This is a genomic window from Ohessyouella blattaphilus, from assembly GCF_024721265.1.
Lineage (GTDB): Bacteria > Bacillota > Clostridia > Lachnospirales > Lachnospiraceae > Aequitasia > Aequitasia blattaphilus_A.
The window spans coordinates 106,200-126,832 of the sequence record NZ_JAMXOC010000003.1; the positions used below are offsets into that span (position 1 = coordinate 106,200).

Consider the following 20,633-nt stretch of genomic DNA (forward strand, 5'->3'; position numbering starts at 1 on the left):
AATAAATATCATAGCAGATTATCCTACACTTCTAAAGTGTTAAAGATTTCAATATGTCGCTTAACATTCTCGTAGGTCCCTTTTACCATCGCCTCGTTTAGCGCAAAATAGTTATGCTTGCCAGCGCTTTGCAAATACTCTTCAGCACTTTTTGTCACCGCGTTAAAGCTCGCCGTGGCGATATTTACCTTCGTAATACCACAAGCGATTGCCTTTTGAAAATCCCGGTCGGTAATACCGCTACCGCCGTGTAATACCAATGGACAAGATACCAAGTCTTTTATTTCTTGTAACACGTCAAATCTTAACGTTGGAGCTACCGGGTAATCACCATGAGCATTGCCGATGGCAACTGCCAAAGCGTCCACACCCGTCTCCCGACAAAAAGTTAAGGCGTCCTGGGGATTGGTGCACTTTACGCCGTGATCGGTACTACCATCCTCACTACCGCCTACTAGACCTAGCTCTGCCTCCACTGTAGCCCCGTATTGCCCAGCTAACTTTACCACTTCCTGGGTTTTACGGATATTTTCCTCGAAGCTATCTCGCGAAGCATCCAGCATTACCGAAGTAAAGCCTATATCCAAGGCTTCTTTAATCGTACTATACTCTAGTCCGTGATCTAGGTGTACCGCCATCGGTACTTTCGCTTCCTTGGCGGCCGCCACCATCAGCGGACCGATAAGCGCTAACGGCGCATGGGGTAGCCTAACCTCTGCTATCTGCAAAATAATCGGGGTCGCCAGCTCTTCTGCAGCTTTGACAGCCCCCATTACCATTTCCAGGTTACCTACGCTAAAAGCCCCTATTCCACGTCCTTCTTTTTTCGCTCCCTCTAAAAGTTCTTTCATCTTTACTAAAGCCATAATTTGTCTCCTTATAGGCGGAAGCTCAACCTTTTGGTTGAGCTTCCTTTTTTATTAGAAACAGGAAAGTCCTTGGGACTTCTTAGATTGTGCCATCCCAGGTTGAGGTCTCTTCTTTCTTCGCTTCCTCTTCATCAAACCAACGGGTGGTCACTACTTTTGTCTCTGTATAGAAACGGTAACCGTCTTTACCTAGACAGTGTAAATCACCAAAGAATGAATTCTTATGTCCAGAGAAGGGGAACATGCCCACTGGTACAGGGATACCCACGTTAATACCAACCATACCGCCATCGGTATGTCTTGCAAACTCTCTTGAATAGTAACCGTTTTGGGTATAAATAACCGAACCGTTCGCAAACTCATTGTCATTCATCAGTTTTAGTCCTTCTTCAAAGGTTTTCACCCTCTTAACACAAAGAACTGGACCAAAGATCTCCTTTTGTCCTACGGACATTTCTGGCGTCACTTCATCTAAAATTGTGGGGCCGATATAAAAGCCGTTCTCATAACCTTCAACCACCGTTTGGCGTCCGTCAAGAACTACCTTGGCACCTTCATCGATACCTTTTTGAATCCAATCATTTACAGATTTTTGGTGATTGGCATTAATAACCGGCCCTAACTGTGAGGCCTTATCATATGCTGGGCCAACCACTAACTTCTGGGCTAACTCTTTAATCTTAGCCACTAAAGCATCCGCAATACTTTCTTGCACAACGATAGCTGGCAAAGCCATACAGCGCTGTCCACCACAACCAAAAGCAGAATTAATAATTCCGGCAGCGGTTCGCTCAATCGGTGCATCCTCAAGTACTAGGGCGTGATTCTTAGCTTCACATAAAGCCTGAACACGCTTGCCGTTTCCAGCTGCAGTTTTATAGATATGCTTACCAACAGAGGTTGATCCCACAAAGGAAACACCTTTTACATCTGGGTGATTCAAGAATATTTCCGCTTCGTTTCTGGAGCAGGTTACAATATTTAAGACGCCGTCTGGCAAGCCCGCTTCCTTATATAGCTCAGCAAATCTTAGCGCGCTTTGAGGTACAAAGGTTGCTGCTTTAATAACAATCGTATTACCACAGGCGATACACATCGGTGCCATCCATCCCATAGGAATCATCGCTGGGAAATTATAAGGAACGATACCGGCAAAAACGCCTAACGGTTCGTTATATAAAACAGTATCAAAACCCGATGAAGCATCCATCAAGCTTTCACCCATCATTAGTGACGGAGCGGCAATCGCTTGCTCGGTACCTTCTTTTGCCTTCAGAACATCGCCTTTAGCCTCTGCCCAAGCTTTTCCATTTTCTCTAGCTAATAACTCTGTCAACTCATCGATATTTTGTTCGATTAAATCCCGCATCTTATAAAGCACTTGAACTCTTTTAATAACCGGGGTCGCTGACCAGCCTTTATACGCTTCTTTAGCACTGGCAATCGCTTGCTCTACTTCTGCTGCTGTACAACATGGCACCTTGGCAATCACCTCGCCTGTACTAGGATCAAAAGCATCGTTATATACTTCTGTTTTTGATTCAATAAACTCTCCATTAATAAACGGTCTCAATCTTTTTACATCATTCGTAGCCATAATTCCTCACTTTCCTTACCTTTTGCAATCCTTTGGTAATCTTTTGGTTAACTCTTGATAACATCATAGTACACTTACTCATGTTTTGCAATAGTAAATTTTGATTTTTTAAAATTAAATAAGTATAACTTGAAACTAAAGACCGATTATTATATGATTATCTGTAAGAAAATTTATAAAGGAGTACTTTTATGGAGACTAATGTTTGTATTAAAGAAAGAAGAAGTGTCAGACAGTTTAAAGATCAAGCGATTGATCACGATACCCTTTCCTCCATTATTCAAGTGGCTGCTTTTGCACCATCCTGGAAGAATTCTCAGATTGTACGTTATCTAGCAATTGAGGATTCTTATATTTTGTCCAAAATAAAGGAAACAGCCCTTCCTAGCTTCAATGCGCGAATCGTCGAAACCGCCAGCACGCTAGTTGCCTTAACCTTTATCAAAGGTCGCAGCGGCTACGAAAGAGACGGTTCTTACTCTACCACTCGGGAGAATAAGTGGGAGAATTTTGATGCGGGAATTGCCGCCGCCACGTTTTGCTTAGCTGCTAAAGACGCTGGACTAGGAACCGTCATTATGGGGATATATGACGAAGATAAGGTGGCAGAGCTGATTAACCTCCCCGAGGACCGGGAAATTGCCGCTCTTATCGCTATCGGTTATCCTGATGAATCACCTCAGGCACCTAAGCGAAAAACTGCGGACGAACTGTTAACATTTATTTAAAACATAGGAGGTTACCATGAGACATCTGATCAGTCCTCTAGACTTTTCTGTCGAGGAATTAGATACATTAATGAACGTTGCCAATGATATAGAGAATAATCCAGATAAATACGCCCATGCTTGCGAGGGTAAAAAATTAGCCACCCTCTTTTACGAGGCTAGCACCAGAACTCGCTTAAGCCATGAGGCCGCGATGCTTAATCTCGGCGGAAGCGTATTGGGATTTTCTTCCGCTGACTCCTCTTCCGCTGCCAAAGGCGAAAGCGTAGCCGATACCATCCGTACGGTATCTTGTTATGCAGATATCGCCGCTATGCGTCATCCCAAAGAGGGTGCGCCGCTAGTGGCCAGCAAGTATTCATCCATTCCTGTAATTAACGCCGGTGATGGTGGGCATCAACACCCTACCCAAACCTTAACCGATTTGCTTACTATCCGCTCATTAAAGGGTCGCATCAATAACTTGACCATCGGGCTATGCGGCGATCTTAAGTTCGGCCGCACGGTTCACTCACTTATCTACGCCCTCTCTCGGTATGAGGGAATAGAGTTTTACTTAATTTCACCAAAAGAGCTACGCCTTCCTGACTATATTAAAGAGGACGTATTAGATAAAAAGAACATTAAGTACAAAGAAGTGATTCGTATTGAAGAAGCTTTACCTGAACTTGATTTCCTCTATATGACCAGGGTTCAAAAGGAACGTTTCTTTAACGAGGACGACTATATTCGCATGAAGGATTTCTATATCTTAGATGCCGAAAAGATGGCAAAAGCGCCTGAGGAAATGTACGTCTTACATCCCCTTCCCCGAGTGAATGAAATCTCGATTGAAGTAGATAACGATCCGCGAGCCGCCTACTTTAAACAAGCCCAGTACGGTGTCTATATCCGGATGGCGTTAATCTTGAATCTGCTTAACATTACGGTCTAAAAGAGGGGGAAAAGAATATGGCTATTAAAAATCAATTAAATGTTGGAAGAATCTCCGAAGGCTTTGTTCTCGATCATATACAGGCCGGACGGAGTATGGATATCTATAAGTATCTTGATCTAGGAAAACTAGACTGCGTAGTCGCAATTATTAAAAATGCTAGCTCCAATAAGATGGGGAAAAAGGACATTATGAAAATCGAATGTCCCATCGATATTATCGATATGGATATTCTAGGATTTATCGATCATGAAATCACCGTGAATATTATTAAAGACGAAGAAATCGTCGAGAAAATGACTTTGCATCTGCCAAAGGAGATTAAAAATGTGATTAAGTGCCGCAACCCGCGGTGTATCACTTCCATTGAACAAGAGCTTGAACAAATCTTCTGCCTAACGGATAAGGAGACAAAAACGTATCGCTGTAAGTACTGCGAAGAAAAATTTGAATAGAATTGCATTTAAAGAGACGCACGTCGAAATGACGCGCGTCTCCTTTTTTAGCAAACCGTAAGCCGGGTTCTGTATCTGCCGATCATCTATCTAGGCCTACCGTTACCGATAGGCTCGAGCGACCTACCTAAGACGCGACGGGCCGCCGCATTGTCTTTATTCGGTCTTGCTTCGAATGGGGTTTACATATGCCCTCTTTGTTACCAAAGAGGCGGTAGTCTCTTACACTGCCCTTCCAACCTTACCACGTATTGTGGCGGTATATTTCTGTTGCACTAGCCTGGGAGTCGCCTCCACCGGACGTTATCCGGCATCCTGCCCTATGAAGCCCGGACTTTCCTCGCCTGCGGCCTTTCGGCACTTGCAGCCGCGATCAGCTGGTTTACTAAAAGTCATCCATAGATGACTGGGAAACTGCCAGAACTTCTCTGACCTTTTCCCAGTCACCTATTCTTTGTTAATTACTAACTCCTTCATCCACCAAGAGATTGTCGCCGTCAGCTGCTGTTGTCGCCAACTCATCACAGCGCTCATTCTGGGGGTGACCGTCGTGGCCCTTTACCCAGTTCCAAGTAATCTGATGCTTTCCTGTAGCAGCTAATAATCGTTTCCAAAGGTCGATATTCTTGACCTTTCCTTTCTTCCAATCGGTCTTAAGCCAGTTCGCTAACCACCCTTCATTAAAGGCCTTGATTACGTACTGAGAATCCGAATACACCTCTACTTCGCAAGGGCGATTAAGAGCCTCTAGCCCTTTAATTACGCCTAATAATTCCATCCGGTTATTCGTGGTTTTGACAAACCCTTCCGAGAGTTCCTTTACATGGAGCTCGCCTTTGCCATCCACGTACTCGATAACTACCCCATAGCCCCCAGGACCATCAGGATTCCCTCTAGCCGAACCATCTGTATAGATCTTTACTTTCATAGTAGAAAACTATCTCCTTTACTGACGATTTCTTTTACCTTACTCTGATACGAAGCCGCTCTCTGATCGTGATGTAATCGCTCTTGAATCTGATACTTTCCCCACATGTGCATCGGGATAACTACGTCCGTATCCGTCTGCTTCATAAAGTAATCAAGACCCAGATAGTAAGCATCTTCTAGGCGCGGATCTAGGGGAATAAAGGCAAGATCGATGTGCTCACCCTTTAACTTGTCTATTTCCCTTTGGTAGTTCCTGGCCATCTCCTGATTGTAGGCATCGCTTTCTTCCCGCCAGTGCCACCAATTAAGATCGCCGGCAAAGTAGAGCTTTTTACCTTCGCACGCCACTAAAAACGCTACGCCCTCATCGGTAGAGCGCAGCGTCTGAATCTTAATATCACCGAGAGTCATACTCATATCAGGACCGATAAAGTGAATGTTTTCACTCTTATCAGCGACGATATCATCAGCAAGGATACAGGTCGCTCCCCAAGTAAGAATCTCTTTATTGTAGTGATCAAAATGAGCGTGACTGGCAAAAGCGTAGACTGGCTTTGTCTGGTCAAACTCCGGTAGCTTCCCTTTATAGTAGTCGAAAATCAGAACGTGATGATCAGTCTCTACTAGGAAAGCCGAATGATAAATATACGTTACCTTCATCAAAATTATTCGCCCTCACTACCGATAACAGCGCAAGCGTGATCAAGCTCCGGTAAGAGATACTTTAGGCAAGAAAGTGCCGCTTTGGCTTTACCTGGGAGATTGACGATTAATGTCTGCTTACGAATACCGGCAACCCCACGGTTAAGCATGGCTCTTTTAGTCTTCGTCATGGTATACGCTCGCATGCCTTCTGGAATTCCTGGTACTAAACGGTCACAAATATCCATCGTTGCCTCAGGGGTATAATCCTCGGGATTACAGCCGGCACCACCAGTCGTTAGAACCAAATCCGCCAAAGCTCCATCTGCCATACGCTGAAGTACTGTACCTATCACCTCCCGGTCATTAGGTAACGCTTTCATGAAAACCACTTCACAGTCGCTCTCTTCTTGCAGATAGCTTTTCAATAGTTCTCCACTTCTGTCTATTTCCTTTTCTCTATATACTTCCGTACTAGCTGTAATAATAGCAACCCTCATTTTAAGGACCTCCGTATTTATGATTTACTGACTTAAATTTTAAACTAATTATAGAAATAATGCAATAATAACGGCGGAAATTCCCGCTATTCCCATAGAAACACCGCTAATCGCTCCTTCGATTTCTCCTAACTGAAGGGCGGATGTGGTCCCCGCCGAATGAGAAGTTGTGCCGATGGCCACTCCTCTTGCCACCTTGTTATCCAGCTTAAAAAGCTTAATAAGTAACGGATGAAAGGCTGCTCCACAGACCCCGCAGATAATAACCGACATAATGGTAATTCCCTTTAACCCGCCTAATTGTTCAGACAGATCAATGGCAATGGCCGTCGTTACTGACTTTGGTATCAAAGAAGCTGTAAGAACCTCATCTAGCCTGAAAAGCTTCCCTAGAGCCATCGTGCTGACAATGGAGGTGAGACTACCCACAAAGCAGCCGATTACCACTGGGAAAAAATCTCTTTTAAGAATCTCTCGCTGCCTATAAACAGCCAAACCAAGGATGGCCGTTACCGGTAGCAAAAACATTTCAATAAAAGCCCCGCCTACCTGATAATCCTCAACGGGAATCCCTAGAATACCTAGAAACCCAATACAAAGTAAAGACGCGATTAAAATCGGATTGGCTAGGGGTGTTTTTAGACGTTCGTTAAGCATGCGCGCCAGTGCAAACGTGACAATGGTAAGGCAGGCGCCAAATAAGGGATTTGCCCACAACTCTTTCATGACCGCTCCCTTCTAGCATCCATTTTTCCCATCAGTATTTGTACAAAACGTACGGTAAAATACGTGACAAAAAAAGAAAGGAAAAGGGAGGCTATCGCCACGATAAAAAACTGTACCAGCTGGCCCTCTAAAAGCTTTAGTTGTTCAACAATTGTGACATTTAAAGGCACAAAGACAATGCCCATGTTTTCTAGAAGGAAATCACCTGTCTCCTTTATCTGCTTTTCTTTAATAATTCGCAGCCCTAAGAATGCCGTTAAAAGCAGAATGGCAATCACGCTACTGGGAAAGGAAAAAGGGAGTAACATCTTTATCCCCTCCGACAGTAGGCAGACCAGGAAGATAATTCCAATTTGTTTTAAAACCTTCATTTTTATTTGCTCCACTCCATGGATCCGTGCTCCGATGAACTACTGCGAAGCATTAGTTCATTAACGGCATCCTGAGGATTCTTACCATCAAAAAGCACCTTATTAACCTCTTCGATAATCGGTAAGCTCACGTTATATTTTTTGCCTAACTTAACGGCGGCCTTAGTCGAATACACACCTTCTACCACCATGTTAACCTCAGCCATCGCTTCTTCCATGGTTTTCCCTTGTCCCATTAGGAAACCAGCCTTACGGTTACGGCTGTGAACGCTGGCACAGGTAACGATCAAATCGCCAATACCCGTTAGCCCGGAAAACGTCTCCGCTTTGCCACCCATAGCAATTCCTAGGCGAGAAATCTCGGTAATGCCCCTGGTAATCAGGGCGGCCTTCGTATTGTCCCCATAGCCCATGCCATCGGCAATACCAGCAGCCAGAGCGATTACGTTCTTAAGAGAACCACCTAGTTCAATGCCTTCGATATCTGAGCTAATGTATACTCTAAACACCTTGTTGATAAAGGCTTTCTGTAAAAGTTCTGCCGTTTCCTTGGATTTGGCACCAACAACGATTGTTGTCGGCAGACCGCGGCTAACTTCTTCGGCATGACTCGGTCCGGAAAGCACCGCCACGTCGGCCATTGGGAGTTCTTCCTCGATTTGCTCGGAAAGCGTCATCAGCGTATCGTCTTCGATGCCCTTGGCAACATTGACGATAATCTGTCCCTCTTTAATATAGGGCTTCATCTTAGCTGCTGTCCCTCTTGTAAAGACAGAAGGCACCGCCATCACAATAAATTCTTTTCCCGTAACGGCGTGTTCTAAATCCGTAGTAAAAGTAATATCCTCAGGAATCTTCACCCCTGGCAACTTCGCCTTATGCTCATGATCCCGGTTTAAATCCGCCACTTCCTTCTCGTCAATGGACCAAACTTCTACGTCGTGTCCGTTGTTACTAAGTAAAATCGCTAAGGCTGTTCCCCAACTACCAGCACCTACCATACCTACGTTTGCCATGATTAAACCTCCTTTTTCTTTGAGCTAAAACTAATTTTATTTTCTGTTCCATTTAAAAGACGCTTGATGTTCTCTCGGTGCTTTAGCACTGCGGAAATAAGAAAAAGCGTCGCAATCAAGATCATCTCCCAGTAGTACTTAGGACTGGTGTTATAGGATCCCGTGTATATACGGACAATCACGCTAATCAGATAAATAGTCACGATGACTAACGAACCCACCGATACGTAACGAGTAGTGGCTACAATCGCAATAAACGCAGCTAGACAGATAAGAACCACCCACACATTAGTCGTCGAGAGAATAATACCAGCCGTAGCTGCAATACCTTTGCCGCCTTTAAACCCTAATTGGATGGGGTAATTGTGACCGAGAACGGCGCCGAAGCCTGCGTACATTGAAAGCAAAGGTAACATCTCTGGCCGAGAACTGCGATATAGCAAATGAACTACGACCACCGCCAACACACACTTAAAAGCATCTCCCAAAAGGGTAATGATGCCTGCCCTTTTTCCCAGAGTTCTAAGGGCGTTGGTAGTACCCGCGTTGCCACTTCCCGTTTCTCGAATGTCGATACCATGCATCTTCCCATAGAGATAACTGGTCTGAAAAAGACCAAACACATAGCCGATTAATAAACAAAGTACTCTTTCCATAACTCTAACTTACTTTTCCTTTCTTTCTCTGATAAAGAACTTAAGAGAGGTTCCCTTAAAGCCAAAGGCTTCCCGAATCTTATTTTCCAGATAACGAGTATATGAAAAATGCATTAACTCCTTGTCATTGACAAAGATAACAAAGGTCGGGGGCTTGACGGCTACTTGGGTAATGTAATATAGCTTTAAGCGCTTGCCCTTATCAGAAGGCGGCTGTTGCATGGCTACCGCTTCCGCCATAATCTCATTGAGAACTCCCGTGGCGATTCGCATATTTTGGTTAGCAATAACGATATCGATCATATCGTAGAGCTTAATCAGTCGTTGGCCAGTGCTAGCTGACACGAACATAATCTCGGCGTAGGGCATAAACGATAAGACCCGGCGCACTTCGTGCTCGTATTCCTTCACGGTCTTATTGTTCTTTTCAATTGCATCCCACTTATTGACCACGATAATCACACCCTTACCGCGCTCGTGGGCAATCCCAGCGATTTTCGCATCCTGTTCCGTAATGCCTTCTACAGCATCAATCACCACTAGAACCACATCTGCCCGTTCGACAGCGGTAACGGTTCGAATAATGCTGTAGCGCTCTAGCTCTTCTTTAATCTTACTCTTCCGGCGAAGCCCAGCGGTGTCGATAAAGACGTACTCTTTGCCGTCATGCTTAATCGTCGTATCAATGGCATCCCGGGTCGTTCCGGCAATATCGGAAACGATGACCCGCTCTTCACCTAAAAGCTTATTGATAATTGATGATTTCCCAACATTGGGTTTTCCCACAATGGCTACTCTTGGCCTGTCATCGTCTTCCTCTTCCGTCTCATTGGCTGGGAAATGGGCGATAACCGCATCTAGCATATCCCCGATACCTAGCCTGGAAGCAGCGGAAATCGGCAAAGGATCGCCAATACCCAAATTATAAAATTCGTAGACATCAGGCATAAACTTCGAAAAACTATCCACCTTGTTCACTACCAAAAGTACGGGCTTTTTAGAGCGTCTCAGCATGTCGGCTACTTTCGCATCCGAATCTACAAGCCCTTGTCTTACATCGGCGATAAAAAGAATAACGTCCGCTGTGTCAATGGCGATCTGGGCTTGTTCGCGCATCTGTGAAAGAATGATATCGTTGCTATCTGGCTCAATCCCGCCAGTATCTATTAAGGTAAAATCCCGATCTAGCCAGTTCACCTCCGCATAAATACGGTCTCTAGTGACGCCAGGTGTGTCTTTAACGATCGAAATCATTTCTCCCGCTAATAAATTAAAAAGGGTAGATTTTCCCACGTTTGGTCTCCCAACGATTGCTACCACCGGTTTACTCATCTTATATCTCCTCGCTTTTTGCATATACTGTCTTAACTCTAACATTATAGCTCAGAACAAGGTTTTTGTCATGGTTTTATTGCCAAAAGCCCTGGGAAATGATAACATTAAGTATCGAAAAAGGAGAAAGTCAAATGCCAAATATTGAGTTAATCGAAAAATCTCTACCTGTTGCCCCGCTACGAATTGCGGCGCTAGAAAGCTTTCGGGAAATGGGTGAGAAAATCAACAATCATATCGTTAGTTTTAGAAAGTCTGTAGACTGTGTGGACCCTTCATCCCCTTTCTTCTGTGATTATCTACGAGAGAATTATCTAATTGAATGTTCCGTACCGCGCTTTGGCTCGGGGGAAGCTAAGGGTGTGATTGGCGAAACCATCCGGGGAAAAGACTTGTTTGTCATGACGGATGTCTGTAACTATAGCCTTACCTACACCGTTAACGGCCGCTTAAATCACATGTCCCCTGATGACCATTACCAAGATTTAAAGCGAATTATCTCCGCCGCCACTGGGAAAGCTCATCGGATCAGCGTAATCATGCCCTTCCTTTATGAAGGACGGCAACATAAGCGAACCAAGCGAGAATCCTTAGATGCGGCTCTCGCCTTAGAAGAACTGGTTTCCATGGGCGTTAACAACATCATTACCTTTGATGCTCACGACCCACGAGTGGTTAATTCCATTCCCTTAAGTGGCTTCGATAGCTTTAATCCCCCTTACCAGTTTATGAAGGCCCTACTTCGGGAAGAAAAGGATCTTCATGTGGATAAGGATCACTTAATGATTATCAGCCCTGACGAAGGGGCGATGCACCGCGCCATCTACTTCTCTAACGTACTAGGGGTAGAAATGGGAATGTTCTATAAGCGGCGGGACTTCTCCACAATCATTGATGGCAAGAATCCCATCGTCTCTCACGAGTTCTTAGGCGCTGACTTAAAGGGTAAGGATGTCATCGTTATTGACGATATGATTTCCTCTGGGGGTAGTATGCTTGAAGTTGCCAAGAAGGTCAAAGAACGGGGTGCTAAGAAAGTCTTTATCTGTAGCACCTTCGGGCTTTTTACAGATGGCTTTGAAGCCTTTGACGACTATCACGAAAAGGGATACATCGACCGAGTAATCACCACCAACCTAACGTACCTACCGCCAGCAGTTAAAGAGCGTCCTTACTTTATTATTGCTGACTTAAGTAAGTTCTTAGCCCTGATTATCGATTCGGCTAACCACGATGTAACCATGAGTAACGTCTTAAATCCGACCCAGAAGATTCAAACCCTTTTGGAAAAATATAACCGATAACACTTTAAAACCCGGTAACCTATTAATAGGCACCGGGTTTATTAGTTTTTCTTATCTTAAAACTCTTATTTTTTTCACACACTCAACGCTTCGCAGCTGGTCGATTACCTCTTCGCTAATGTCGCTATCAACATCCATCAAGGTATAGGCGTAGCCACCTTTGCTCTTATTGGCCAAATCGGCAATGTTGATGCAGTGATCGCCGAGAATCTTGGTAAAGCGTCCCAGCATGTTTGGAATATTTTCATGCAACAAGGCAATTCTTACGTGTTCGCCTCGCCGTCCCATATCACAGTCAGGATAATTTACGGAATTTTTGATATTTCCGTTTTCCAGATAGTCTATCGTTTGCTTAACTGCCATCTTAGCACAATTGTCCTCTGACTCTTCTGTAGAAGCCCCCAAATGAGGGATGACAATGGCTCCCTTTACTCCGGCAATGCCGGGAATCGGGAAGTCGGTCACGTAGTGCTTTACCTTTCCAGCAACCAGCGCATCCACCATGTCCTCACCGTTTACCAGAGTATCTCTAGAGAAGTTTAAGACTACCACGTCCTTCTTCATCAAACTAATGGCATTCTTATCAATCATGCCGATGGTGCTTTCTAGTGCCGGTACGTGAACAGAAATATAATCACACTCTTTATACAATTCATCGAGAGTAGTGGCGTGATGTATGCTTCTTGATAGGCGCCACGCCGAATCCACGCTAACGTAAGGGTCATACCCATAGACGTCCATACCTAAATGGGTAGCCGCATTGGCAACGAGAACACCGATGGCTCCTAGACCAATTACCCCTAATTTTTTACCCTCGATTTCCCGGCCAGCAAAAGCTGCCTTGGCTTTTTCCGCCGCCCCAGCAATATTTCCATCCTCTTCGTGATCGTGAACCCAGTCAACACCACCGATAATATCTCGGGAAGCCAACAGCATTCCTGCAATCACAAGCTCCTTAACTCCGTTAGCATTGGCTCCAGGGGTGTTAAACACAACAATACCCTTAGACGCACATTCGTCTAAAGGAATGTTATTAACACCGGCACCCGCTCTGGCAATCGACAGCAAATGCTCGCCAAATTCCTTTCCGTGCAAAGAAGCGCTGCGAACTAAAATCGCCTCTGCCTTCTCCGGTTCATCGATGTGAGCGTAGTCACTAGAAAAACGACTAAGTCCCACTTCTGCTATCGGGTTCAAACAATGGTAAGTAAACATCTATCTATTCTCCTCTTCAAACTTCTTCATAAAATCAATCAGTGCCAGAACACCCTCTCTAGGCATAGCGTTATAAATACTAGCGCGCATTCCGCCTACACTGCGGTGGCCTTTTAAGTTCATCAGTCCTGCGGCTTTTGACTCTTTCACAAACTTGGCATCTAACTCATCTGATCCCGTTACGAAAGGAACGTTCATTAGCGAGCGATCGGCCTCTCTTACCGTTCCCTTAAACAATTTGCTCTCATCGAGGAATTGATAGAGAAGACTTGCCTTTTCTTCGTTAATCTTTTTCATTTCAGCTAAGCCACCTTGCTTCTTAAGCCATTTAAAAACTAGCCCACAGATATAAATCGCGTAGCAAGGAGGTGTATTATATAGAGACTCAGCCTTTACATGAGTGTTGTATTTTAGCATCGTCGGCGCAATCTCTAGTGGTTCATTTTCTAATAAATCTTCGCGGATAATCGCAATGGAAACTCCAGAAGGTCCAATGTTCTTCTGAGCCCCACCAAAAATCATGCCGTACTTACTTACATCCATCGGTTCTGATAGGAAGCAAGATGACACATCCGAAATCAGGGGTTTCCCTTTCGTATCGGGAAGGGCTTTAAACTTCGTGCCGTAGATCGTATTGTTTTCACAAATATAGACGTAATCCGCGTCCTCTGATATCGCTAAATCATTCAAATCAGGAATATAGCTAAAGGTCTCATCAGCGGAAGAGGCGATCACATTTGCCTTTCCGTAAATCGCTGCTTCCTCGCAAGCTTTTTTGGCCCACTGCCCGGTCACGATATAGTCTGCCACCTTATTCTTCATAAAATTAAGCGGAATCATGGCAAACTGGGTAGAGGCACCACCTTGTAAAAAGACCACCTTGTAGTTATCCGGTATCTGCAGAAGCTCCCGTAAATCGGCCTCAGCCGTCTGAATAATCCCCTCAAATTCAGACGAGCGGTGACTCATCTCCATCACCGACATGCCACTTCCCTGATAATCTAACATTTCTTTCGCTGCTTCTCTCAAGACATCCTCAGGCAGAACCGCTGGTCCCGCCGAAAAATTGTACACTCTACTCATTTATTCTATCTCCTTATTTCTGTGCGTTTAAATCGCCTTCATCAAAAGCTTCATCGATAGCAGCTCCAGGCGCAACCATCGGCCACACCTTCTCATCCGCATCGATTTGACAGTCTAATAGGACTGGTTTCCCTAAGGTTAACGCCTCGGCAAAAGCCGTTTTAAACTCTTCCTTGCTGGTTATCGTAACCCCTTTTACTCCCAGCGCCTCTGCTAACTTGGCAAAGTTCACATTGTCTTCTAACACCGTCGCTGAGTAACGCTTATCGTAAAATAGGGTCTGCCACTGTCTTACCATCCCTAGAACATGATTATTAATTACCACCTGAATAATCGGAATGTTGTATCTACCAGCGGTTGCCAGTTCATTCATATTCATGCGGAAGCACCCGTCACCGGCAATGTTGATAACGATTTTATCAGGACGTCCAAGCTTGGCTCCTAGAGACGCTCCCAGACCATACCCCATGGTCCCGAGGCCCCCGGATGTCAAGAAAGTTCTTGGTTCTTTGTATTTGTAAAACTGGGCCGCCCACATTTGGTTCTGACCAACCTCGGTGGTAATAACGGCCTCTCCTTCTGTCTGCCGGTAAATCTCTTCAATAATGAAAGGACCAGTCAAGACTTCTTCATTGTAGGTAAGTGGATACTTTTCTTTATACTCCATGATATGGGCAATCCACTCATCGTGATTAGCTGGTTCTAGCTTCTCGTTTAAGCGTTGTAACACCGCTTTCACGTCACCGATTACCTGCCCCGTCACTAGGACGTTTTTATTAATCTCGACCTCATCCACATCAATCTGTAATATCTTAGCGTTTTTAGCAAATTTCTTGGCATTTCCCGTAACTCGGTCAGAAAAACGAGCCCCGATAACCACTAGCAAGTCACATTCGCTAACCCCGTAATTCGCGGTCTTCGTTCCGTGCATTCCCAGCATTCCCGTATAAAGAGGATCCGCCCCGTTAAAAGCCCCTTTTCCCATTAAAGTATCACAAACCGGCGCCTGAACTTTATCTACAAACGCTTGAACCTCTGCCCCGGCGTTTGCCAGCACCGCGCCACCGCCAACAAAGATCATCGGCCTTTTCGCCTTATGAATCATTTTAATCGCTGTGGCTATCTGACTATCACAGACCGTACCCGGCTCCGATACCATTTTATTTTCACTAGCGGTAAATTCCGTCTTTTCGGCGGTTACATCTTTGGGAATATCCACAAGCACAGGGCCTGGTCGACCTTTCCTGGCAATGGCAAAGGCTTTACGAATAGCCGAAGCTAAGTCTTTCACGTCCTTCACAATATAATTGTGTTTCGTAATCGGTAGGGTAATTCCGGTGATATCAATCTCCTGAAAACTATCCTTTCCCAGTAATCCCACGCCTACATTACAGGTGATGGCCACCAAGGGAATCGAATCCATATAGGCGGTAGCGATACCCGTTACCAAATTCGTCGCTCCTGGTCCACTAGTGGCAAAGACCACGCCGGTCTTTCCCGTCGCTCTGGCATAGCCGTCAGCGGCATGGGCAGCTCCTTGTTCGTGGGAGGTAAGATAGTGCTTGATACTATCTTGATTTTTATACAATTCATCGTAAAGGTTTAAAATCGCGCCGCCTGGATAACCAAACACCGTATCTACGCCTTGCTCTTTCAAACACTCTATAACTATCTGCGCACCTGTTAACTGCATACTGCTCTTCCTTTCTAACTAGCTTTCACACTTAGGAACTTCCAGGATCGCTCCCCTATTACTAGCGCTAACCATACTCATGTAGCGCTTCACGTAACCGGTATTTAGCTCTGGCTCTCTCGGTGTCCACGCGTCTCGCCGTCTTTGTAACTCCTCCTCGGAAAGCGCCACCTCTAATTTATACTCAGGAATATTGATTTTAATCAAATCTCCTTCTTCGATTAGCGCGATGGGGCCGCCGGCAGCGGCTTCCGGTGAAATATGACCGATGGCAGCGCCTCTTGAAGCCCCGCTAAAACGACCATCTGTAATCAGCGCCACGCTTTCGCCAAGTCCCATACCGGTAATGGCTGAAGTCGGGTTAAGCATTTCCGGCATACCGGGACCGCCTTTTGGACCCACGTAGCGAATTACCACCACGTCTCCTGGTTTAATCCGCTCCCCTTTAATCGCCTGAATAGCATCTTCTTCACAGTCAAATACCCGGGCTGGGCCTTCATGAACCAGCATTTCTGGTGCTACCGCTGAGCGCTTTACCACGCTGCCATCGGGAGCAAGATTGCCTTTTAGAACGGCGATACCGCCGGTCTTGGTGTAGGGATTTTCAGCTGGGCGAATCACCTCTTCGTCCAGATTTTTCGCATCTTTTATATTTTCTCCCACTGTTTTACCGGTAACGGTCATACAGTCGGTCTTTAACAGTCCTAATTTATCAATTTCCTTCATTACTGCATAGACGCCGCCAGCCTCGTTTAAATCTTCCATAAACGTCGGTCCTGCCGGTGCTAAGTGACATAAATTCGGCGTTTTTTCACTAATGGGATTGGCAAAATCGATTTCAAAATCCATACCGATTTCGTGAGCAATCGCTGGTAAATGAAGCATACTATTGGTAGAACATCCAAGCGCCATATCCATGGTTAGGGCATTTAAGATCGCGTCTTTCGTGATAATATCTCGCGGTCTGATATCTTTTTTTAGAAGTTCCATTACCTGCATTCCAGCCTTCTTCGCTAGGCGAATTCGCTCCGAATACACGGCAGGAATAGTGCCATTTCCAGATAGACCCATACCGAGAACCTCTGTTAAACAGTTCATGGAATTGGCGGTATACATACCCGAGCAAGACCCACAAGTTGGGCAGGCTTTATTTTCAAACTCTGCTAGTTTCTCATCACTCATTTTACCCACAGCATGTGCGCCTACGGCTTCAAACATGCTGGACAGGGAAGTCTTCTTTCCATCTACCCGGCCAGCGAGCATAGGACCACCGCTTACGAATATCGTCGGTACGTTAACTCTGGCTGCCGCCATCAATAACCCTGGGACGTTTTTATCACAGTTTGGCACCATTACGAGAGCGTCAAACTGGTGCGCCATAGCCATACACTCGGTGGAATCAGCAATTAAGTCACGGGTAACGAGAGAATATTTCATACCCACATGCCCCATGGCGATACCATCACAAACGGCAATCGCCGGAAAGACAATCGGAGTTCCGCCATTCATAGCAACGCCAATTTTAACCGCTTCCACAATCTTATCCAAGTTGATATGCCCAGGAACAATCTCGTTATAGGAGCTAACGATTCCCACAAGCGGGCGGTTTATCTCTTCATCGGTAAAGCCATCGGCTCGTAATAGCGACCGACCTGGCGCCTGTACATTTCCTTGTTTTACTGCATCACTACGCATTTCCATGTCCCCCTTTTTTTATTTCTGCACAAATCAAATTACCCATCTCTTCCGTGCCGATAATCACACTGTCCTCACCGGCAATATCCAGCGTCCGCTGATTCAGCTCTAACACTTTGCCCACCGCCTCTTCAATACACGCAGCCTCTTCATCCAGTCCGAGGCTGTATTTTAAGAGCATCGCCGCTGACAAAATGGTGGCAATCGGATTCGCCACGCCTTTACCGGCGATATCTGGTGCCGAACCACCACTTGGCTCGTAGAGCCCAAAAGCGGTGTCGTTTAAACTAGCGCTAGCTAACATTCCTATGGACCCAGTCACCATACTAGCCTCATCGGAGAGAATATCGCCAAACATATTTTCCGTTAAGATCACATCAAACTGCTGAGGGTTCTTGACAAGCTGCATGGCACAATTATCCACAAGCATATGCTCTAGTTCCACGTCCTCATAATCCTTTGCCACTTCGTTTACCACTTGTCGCCAAAGTCTGGACGAATCGAGCACATTGGCCTTATCAACGCTGGTCACCTTCCCCCGACGTTTTCTGGCAATCTCAAAGGCGCGAATAGCAATACGCCGAATCTCCACATCGGTATACGTCAAGGAGTCTTTGGCTATCCGCACGCCATCCTTTTCTTCAAGGCTCCGCTCGCCAAAGTAGAGGCCACCGGTTAGCTCCCGCATAATCATCATATCAAAGCCCCCGCTTATCAACTCTTCCTTCAGTGGACAAGCAGCCTTCAGCGAGTCATATAGGACTGCTGGGCGCAGATTGGCGAATAGATTAAGTTCCTTCCGGATTTTAAGAAGCCCTGCTTCTGGCCGTAAATTCGCTGGTAATTGATACCAAGGACTGGTATTCGGATCGCCACCGATGGAGCCCATAAGTACCGCCTCACACGTCTTCGCTTCTTTAATCGTCGCCTCTGTCAGCGGCTCTCCCGTGGCATCGATTGATGCTCCTCCTAGAAGTAATTCTTTAAATGAAAAAGAGTGACCGAATACGACCTGAATCTTATTCAGAACCTTTACAGCTTCTGTTACGATTTCCGGCCCTATTCCGTCACCTCTGATTATCCCGATTGTTGCCTCCATAAAAATCATCCCTTCCTTAAAACGTTTATCGTATAATAATACAATATTTCCTGGGATGTTTCAAGACTTTAACACATTAAATCGGAAAACTACGCTTCCAGCACTTGTAGCTCTTTTTCTGCTACCACTTCCCCTACCGCATCCTCTAAAAGGTAGGCAGCGTAGCCATCGAGACCACCAAACTCATCTTCCACTTCGTATTTTGTCACTTTAAGCGTACCGTCATTAATCTCGTAGCTTAACTCGCCAAGCACGCGACCACCGTCGGATTCTACGGTAATTCTACCTTCGTCATCTTTTCTAACTACTTTCATAAAAAGCTACCTCCTACATGGCATTCTGTAATATTGATGGACCCATAAGCGCCCACATAATAAAGGGATACACAATACTTAGGGTAAAGAGAATATTAACTAGCATCAGCATAATCTTGGGAAAAGCCCTTTCTACAAAGCCCCCGCTGATGGCTCCGACAATTCCAAAGGGAACGGTTAGCAGCAGGACCATCATATTCATCTCCCCACTATTTACAAACAGATAGATACACCAAACTACTATATTCAGGGCAATCCCTGACAAACTGATAATAATCGCCTTATTCTTCAATGAATAACCTCCTTAAATACTCACCAATAACTGAAAAACCACTTCCTTCTGGCACGACTCCTCCTTCCTCCCCGGGAAGATACTTAAGAAAAGGAACTTTTTCTCTCGTGTGATCTGTGCCTTCAAAGGTAGGATCATTGCCGTGGTCAGCCGTAATCATTAAAACATCACCAGGCTTTATCAGAGGCATTAACTCGCCTAACTTCTGATCAAAGGCTTCTAGTTCCTTTGCATACCCAACGGGATTCCGGCGATGGCCCCACTTGGCATCAAAATCCACCAGGTTAACGAAACATAATCCGTTAAACGCTTCTCCTGCCACCACAATCGTCTGCTCCATTCCCTGAACGGAAGAAGCCGAATGAACCGCTCTCGTAATGCCTTGACCGTCAAAAATATCGTTAATCTTGCCAATAGCAATTACATCCAGCCCGTGATCTTTTAACTCATCTAACACATTACGGGGCGGTCTAAGGGCATAGTCATGTCGGTTTGCCGTCCGGACAAATTCCCCTTTCTTCTTCCCAATAAAGGGTCTAGCAATCACCCGCCCTACTCGCCACTCAGGCTTCATCGTAATCTCTCTGGCAATTTCGCAGCAGCGATATAATTCCTCAAGACCAAAGGTTTCTTCATTCGCTAATATCTGTAAAACGGAGTCCGCTGAAGTGTAGACAATCATCGCTTCCGTCTTTAGATGTTCTTCTCCTAGCTCATTCATAATCTCGGTGCCGCTAGCAGCCACGTTACCGATAACCGGATGACCGGTCTTTTCTTCTAATTCTTTTATCAAGGCCGCTGGAAACCCTGTGTCTGTAAAGGTAATAAACGGTTCTGTCGTATAGACACCCATCATTTCCCAGTGTCCCGTCATCGTGTCTTTCCCCACACTCTTTTCGTTAAGCTTAGTAACTTGGGCAAGGGGACCTGTAACCGGCTTAACCCCTTCTAGCTTATGAATGTTTCCTAGTCCTAGCTTCTCCAGATTCGGCAAATGCAAGCCCCCCACCGCCTGGGCGGTATGCCCTAGGGTATCTGCGCCCTCATCACCGTAAGCGGCCGCATCAGAAGCGGCGCCAGCTCCTACCGAGTCGATAACAATCAGAAAGGCCCGCTGACTTCTAGACGGCTCTATCTGGGAATACTGAAAAGCTACTCGGGGCTCCCCATTGGCAAGACGAA

The 20,633-nt window shown here is 45.5% G+C and carries 22 protein-coding genes and 1 other RNA gene; 4 read left to right on the forward strand and 19 right to left on the reverse strand.

Going from position 1 to position 20,633, the window contains the following annotated elements:
- Positions 1-23: 23 nt before the first annotated feature.
- Both NHH16_RS04000 and NHH16_RS04005 read right to left on the reverse strand, forming a co-directional pair.
- Positions 24-866, reverse strand: a complete 843-nt coding sequence (locus NHH16_RS04000) for a class II fructose-bisphosphate aldolase (protein ID WP_262068320.1) — start codon at positions 864-866, stop codon at positions 24-26.
- Between the two features lie 82 nt (positions 867-948).
- Complete coding sequence (locus NHH16_RS04005) at positions 949-2,466, reverse strand: CoA-acylating methylmalonate-semialdehyde dehydrogenase (protein WP_262068321.1); 1,518 nt, start codon at positions 2,464-2,466, stop codon at positions 949-951.
- A gap of 191 nt (positions 2,467-2,657) precedes the next feature.
- Here NHH16_RS04005 and NHH16_RS04010 point away from each other — a divergent pair, with 191 nt between their 5' ends.
- Genes NHH16_RS04010 through NHH16_RS04020 form a run of 3 tightly spaced genes read left to right on the forward strand, consistent with a single transcriptional unit; the run spans position 2,658 to position 4,583 of the window.
- On the forward strand, positions 2,658-3,194 hold the full coding sequence (locus tag NHH16_RS04010) for a nitroreductase family protein (protein WP_262068322.1): 537 nt from the start codon (positions 2,658-2,660) through the stop codon (positions 3,192-3,194).
- A 16-nt stretch (positions 3,195-3,210) separates the two neighbouring features.
- Complete coding sequence (gene pyrB, locus NHH16_RS04015) at positions 3,211-4,128, forward strand: aspartate carbamoyltransferase (protein ID WP_262068323.1); 918 nt, start codon at positions 3,211-3,213, stop codon at positions 4,126-4,128.
- Between the two features lie 17 nt (positions 4,129-4,145).
- Complete coding sequence (locus NHH16_RS04020) at positions 4,146-4,583, forward strand: aspartate carbamoyltransferase regulatory subunit (RefSeq protein WP_262068324.1); 438 nt, start codon at positions 4,146-4,148, stop codon at positions 4,581-4,583.
- 43 nt (positions 4,584-4,626) lie between these two features.
- Here the strand turns inward: NHH16_RS04020 and rnpB are convergent.
- The 9 genes from rnpB to der form a co-directional block, all read right to left on the reverse strand.
- Positions 4,627-4,972, reverse strand: an RNA gene (gene rnpB, locus NHH16_RS04025) — RNase P RNA component class A.
- 68 nt (positions 4,973-5,040) lie between these two features.
- Positions 5,041-5,511 carry a ribonuclease HI gene (gene rnhA, locus NHH16_RS04030; RefSeq protein ID WP_262068325.1) on the reverse strand — a complete coding sequence of 157 codons (471 nt, stop codon included), beginning with the start codon at positions 5,509-5,511 and terminating at the stop codon, positions 5,041-5,043.
- A complete protein-coding gene (locus NHH16_RS04035; protein ID WP_262068326.1) occupies positions 5,508-6,173 on the reverse strand; it encodes an MBL fold metallo-hydrolase in 666 nt (221 codons plus the stop codon). Before NHH16_RS04035 ends, rnhA begins: the two co-directional genes overlap by 4 nt.
- Positions 6,174-6,178: 5 nt before the next feature.
- Positions 6,179-6,655, reverse strand: a complete 477-nt coding sequence (locus NHH16_RS04040) for a MogA/MoaB family molybdenum cofactor biosynthesis protein (RefSeq protein ID WP_262068327.1) — start codon at positions 6,653-6,655, stop codon at positions 6,179-6,181.
- A 48-nt stretch (positions 6,656-6,703) separates the two neighbouring features.
- Positions 6,704-7,381 (reverse strand): LrgB family protein, encoded by a 678-nt coding sequence (locus NHH16_RS04045; protein ID WP_262068328.1) that lies wholly within the window; start codon positions 7,379-7,381, stop codon positions 6,704-6,706.
- On the reverse strand, positions 7,378-7,752 hold the full coding sequence (locus tag NHH16_RS04050) for a CidA/LrgA family protein (RefSeq protein ID WP_262068329.1): 375 nt from the start codon (positions 7,750-7,752) through the stop codon (positions 7,378-7,380). The genes NHH16_RS04045 and NHH16_RS04050 overlap by 4 nt, the downstream gene beginning before the upstream one ends.
- Before the next feature lie 2 nt (positions 7,753-7,754).
- Positions 7,755-8,768: an NAD(P)H-dependent glycerol-3-phosphate dehydrogenase gene (locus NHH16_RS04055; protein ID WP_262068330.1), complete on the reverse strand. Its 1,014-nt coding sequence runs from the start codon at positions 8,766-8,768 to the stop codon at positions 7,755-7,757.
- Positions 8,769-8,770: 2 nt separating this feature from the next.
- A complete protein-coding gene (plsY, locus tag NHH16_RS04060; protein WP_262068331.1) occupies positions 8,771-9,424 on the reverse strand; it encodes a glycerol-3-phosphate 1-O-acyltransferase PlsY in 654 nt (217 codons plus the stop codon).
- 9 nt (positions 9,425-9,433) lie between these two features.
- Positions 9,434-10,756, reverse strand: a complete 1,323-nt coding sequence (gene der / locus NHH16_RS04065) for a ribosome biogenesis GTPase Der (RefSeq protein ID WP_262068332.1) — start codon at positions 10,754-10,756, stop codon at positions 9,434-9,436.
- A 134-nt stretch (positions 10,757-10,890) separates the two neighbouring features.
- Between der and NHH16_RS04070 the strand changes: the two genes are divergently transcribed.
- Complete coding sequence (locus tag NHH16_RS04070; protein WP_262068333.1) at positions 10,891-12,060, forward strand: ribose-phosphate pyrophosphokinase; 1,170 nt, start codon at positions 10,891-10,893, stop codon at positions 12,058-12,060.
- 51 nt (positions 12,061-12,111) lie between these two features.
- Here NHH16_RS04070 and NHH16_RS04075 read toward each other — a convergent pair whose 3' ends face one another.
- The 8 genes from NHH16_RS04075 to NHH16_RS04110 all read right to left on the reverse strand — a co-directional run bounded on the left by NHH16_RS04075 (position 12,112) and on the right by NHH16_RS04110 (position 20,586).
- Positions 12,112-13,275 carry a phosphoglycerate dehydrogenase gene (locus tag NHH16_RS04075; protein ID WP_262068334.1) on the reverse strand — a complete coding sequence of 388 codons (1,164 nt, stop codon included), beginning with the start codon at positions 13,273-13,275 and terminating at the stop codon, positions 12,112-12,114.
- Positions 13,276-14,358, reverse strand: a complete 1,083-nt coding sequence (gene serC, locus NHH16_RS04080) for a 3-phosphoserine/phosphohydroxythreonine transaminase (RefSeq protein ID WP_262068335.1) — start codon at positions 14,356-14,358, stop codon at positions 13,276-13,278. It lies immediately after the preceding gene.
- 13 nt (positions 14,359-14,371) lie between these two features.
- On the reverse strand, positions 14,372-16,051 hold the full coding sequence (ilvB, locus tag NHH16_RS04085; RefSeq protein ID WP_262068336.1) for a biosynthetic-type acetolactate synthase large subunit: 1,680 nt from the start codon (positions 16,049-16,051) through the stop codon (positions 14,372-14,374).
- Positions 16,052-16,069: 18 nt separating this feature from the next.
- The gene (ilvD, locus tag NHH16_RS04090; RefSeq protein ID WP_262068337.1) at positions 16,070-17,746 is read right to left on the reverse strand and encodes a dihydroxy-acid dehydratase; all 1,677 of its coding nucleotides are present in this window, start codon (positions 17,744-17,746) and stop codon (positions 16,070-16,072) included.
- Positions 17,739-18,845, reverse strand: a complete 1,107-nt coding sequence (gene leuB, locus NHH16_RS04095; protein ID WP_262068338.1) for a 3-isopropylmalate dehydrogenase — start codon at positions 18,843-18,845, stop codon at positions 17,739-17,741. Before leuB ends, ilvD begins: the two co-directional genes overlap by 8 nt.
- An 89-nt stretch (positions 18,846-18,934) precedes the next feature.
- On the reverse strand, positions 18,935-19,159 hold the full coding sequence (locus tag NHH16_RS04100; RefSeq protein WP_262068339.1) for a GNAT family protein: 225 nt from the start codon (positions 19,157-19,159) through the stop codon (positions 18,935-18,937).
- A 13-nt stretch (positions 19,160-19,172) separates the two neighbouring features.
- Positions 19,173-19,451 (reverse strand): hypothetical protein, encoded by a 279-nt coding sequence (locus tag NHH16_RS04105; protein ID WP_262068340.1) that lies wholly within the window; start codon positions 19,449-19,451, stop codon positions 19,173-19,175.
- Positions 19,441-20,586, reverse strand: a complete 1,146-nt coding sequence (locus NHH16_RS04110; protein ID WP_262068390.1) for a phosphopentomutase — start codon at positions 20,584-20,586, stop codon at positions 19,441-19,443. The genes NHH16_RS04105 and NHH16_RS04110 overlap by 11 nt, the downstream gene beginning before the upstream one ends.
- Between the last annotated feature and the right edge of the window lie 47 nt (positions 20,587-20,633).

Excerpts from the sequence above, each read along its gene's own strand:
- NHH16_RS04045 (WP_262068328.1), bottom strand. The coding sequence starts at position 7,381 with ATGAAAGAGTTGTGGGCAAATCCCTTATTTGGCGCCTGCCTTACCATT.
- rnhA (WP_262068325.1), bottom strand. The coding sequence starts at position 5,511 with ATGAAAGTAAAGATCTATACAGATGGTTCGGCTAGAGGGAATCCTGAT.
- NHH16_RS04020 (WP_262068324.1), top strand. The coding sequence starts at position 4,146 with ATGGCTATTAAAAATCAATTAAATGTTGGAAGAATCTCCGAAGGCTTT.
- ilvB (WP_262068336.1), bottom strand. The coding sequence starts at position 16,051 with ATGCAGTTAACAGGTGCGCAGATAGTTATAGAGTGTTTGAAAGAGCAA.
- ilvD (WP_262068337.1), bottom strand. The coding sequence starts at position 17,746 with ATGCGTAGTGATGCAGTAAAACAAGGAAATGTACAGGCGCCAGGTCGG.
- NHH16_RS04050 (WP_262068329.1), bottom strand. The coding sequence starts at position 7,752 with ATGAAGGTTTTAAAACAAATTGGAATTATCTTCCTGGTCTGCCTACTG.
- NHH16_RS04010 (WP_262068322.1), top strand. The coding sequence starts at position 2,658 with ATGGAGACTAATGTTTGTATTAAAGAAAGAAGAAGTGTCAGACAGTTT.
- serC (WP_262068335.1), bottom strand. The coding sequence starts at position 14,358 with ATGAGTAGAGTGTACAATTTTTCGGCGGGACCAGCGGTTCTGCCTGAG.
- NHH16_RS04005 (WP_262068321.1), bottom strand. The coding sequence starts at position 2,466 with ATGGCTACGAATGATGTAAAAAGATTGAGACCGTTTATTAATGGAGAG.
- NHH16_RS04075 (WP_262068334.1), bottom strand. The coding sequence starts at position 13,275 with ATGTTTACTTACCATTGTTTGAACCCGATAGCAGAAGTGGGACTTAGT.
- der (WP_262068332.1), bottom strand. The coding sequence starts at position 10,756 with ATGAGTAAACCGGTGGTAGCAATCGTTGGGAGACCAAACGTGGGAAAA.
- plsY (WP_262068331.1), bottom strand. The coding sequence starts at position 9,424 with ATGGAAAGAGTACTTTGTTTATTAATCGGCTATGTGTTTGGTCTTTTT.
- pyrB (WP_262068323.1), top strand. The coding sequence starts at position 3,211 with ATGAGACATCTGATCAGTCCTCTAGACTTTTCTGTCGAGGAATTAGAT.
- NHH16_RS04040 (WP_262068327.1), bottom strand. The coding sequence starts at position 6,655 with ATGAGGGTTGCTATTATTACAGCTAGTACGGAAGTATATAGAGAAAAG.
- NHH16_RS04070 (WP_262068333.1), top strand. The coding sequence starts at position 10,891 with ATGCCAAATATTGAGTTAATCGAAAAATCTCTACCTGTTGCCCCGCTA.
- NHH16_RS04035 (WP_262068326.1), bottom strand. The coding sequence starts at position 6,173 with ATGAAGGTAACGTATATTTATCATTCGGCTTTCCTAGTAGAGACTGAT.
- NHH16_RS04055 (WP_262068330.1), bottom strand. The coding sequence starts at position 8,768 with ATGGCAAACGTAGGTATGGTAGGTGCTGGTAGTTGGGGAACAGCCTTA.
- NHH16_RS04000 (WP_262068320.1), bottom strand. The coding sequence starts at position 866 with ATGGCTTTAGTAAAGATGAAAGAACTTTTAGAGGGAGCGAAAAAAGAA.
- NHH16_RS04100 (WP_262068339.1), bottom strand. The coding sequence starts at position 19,159 with ATGAAAGTAGTTAGAAAAGATGACGAAGGTAGAATTACCGTAGAATCC.
- leuB (WP_262068338.1), bottom strand. The coding sequence starts at position 18,845 with ATGGAGGCAACAATCGGGATAATCAGAGGTGACGGAATAGGGCCGGAA.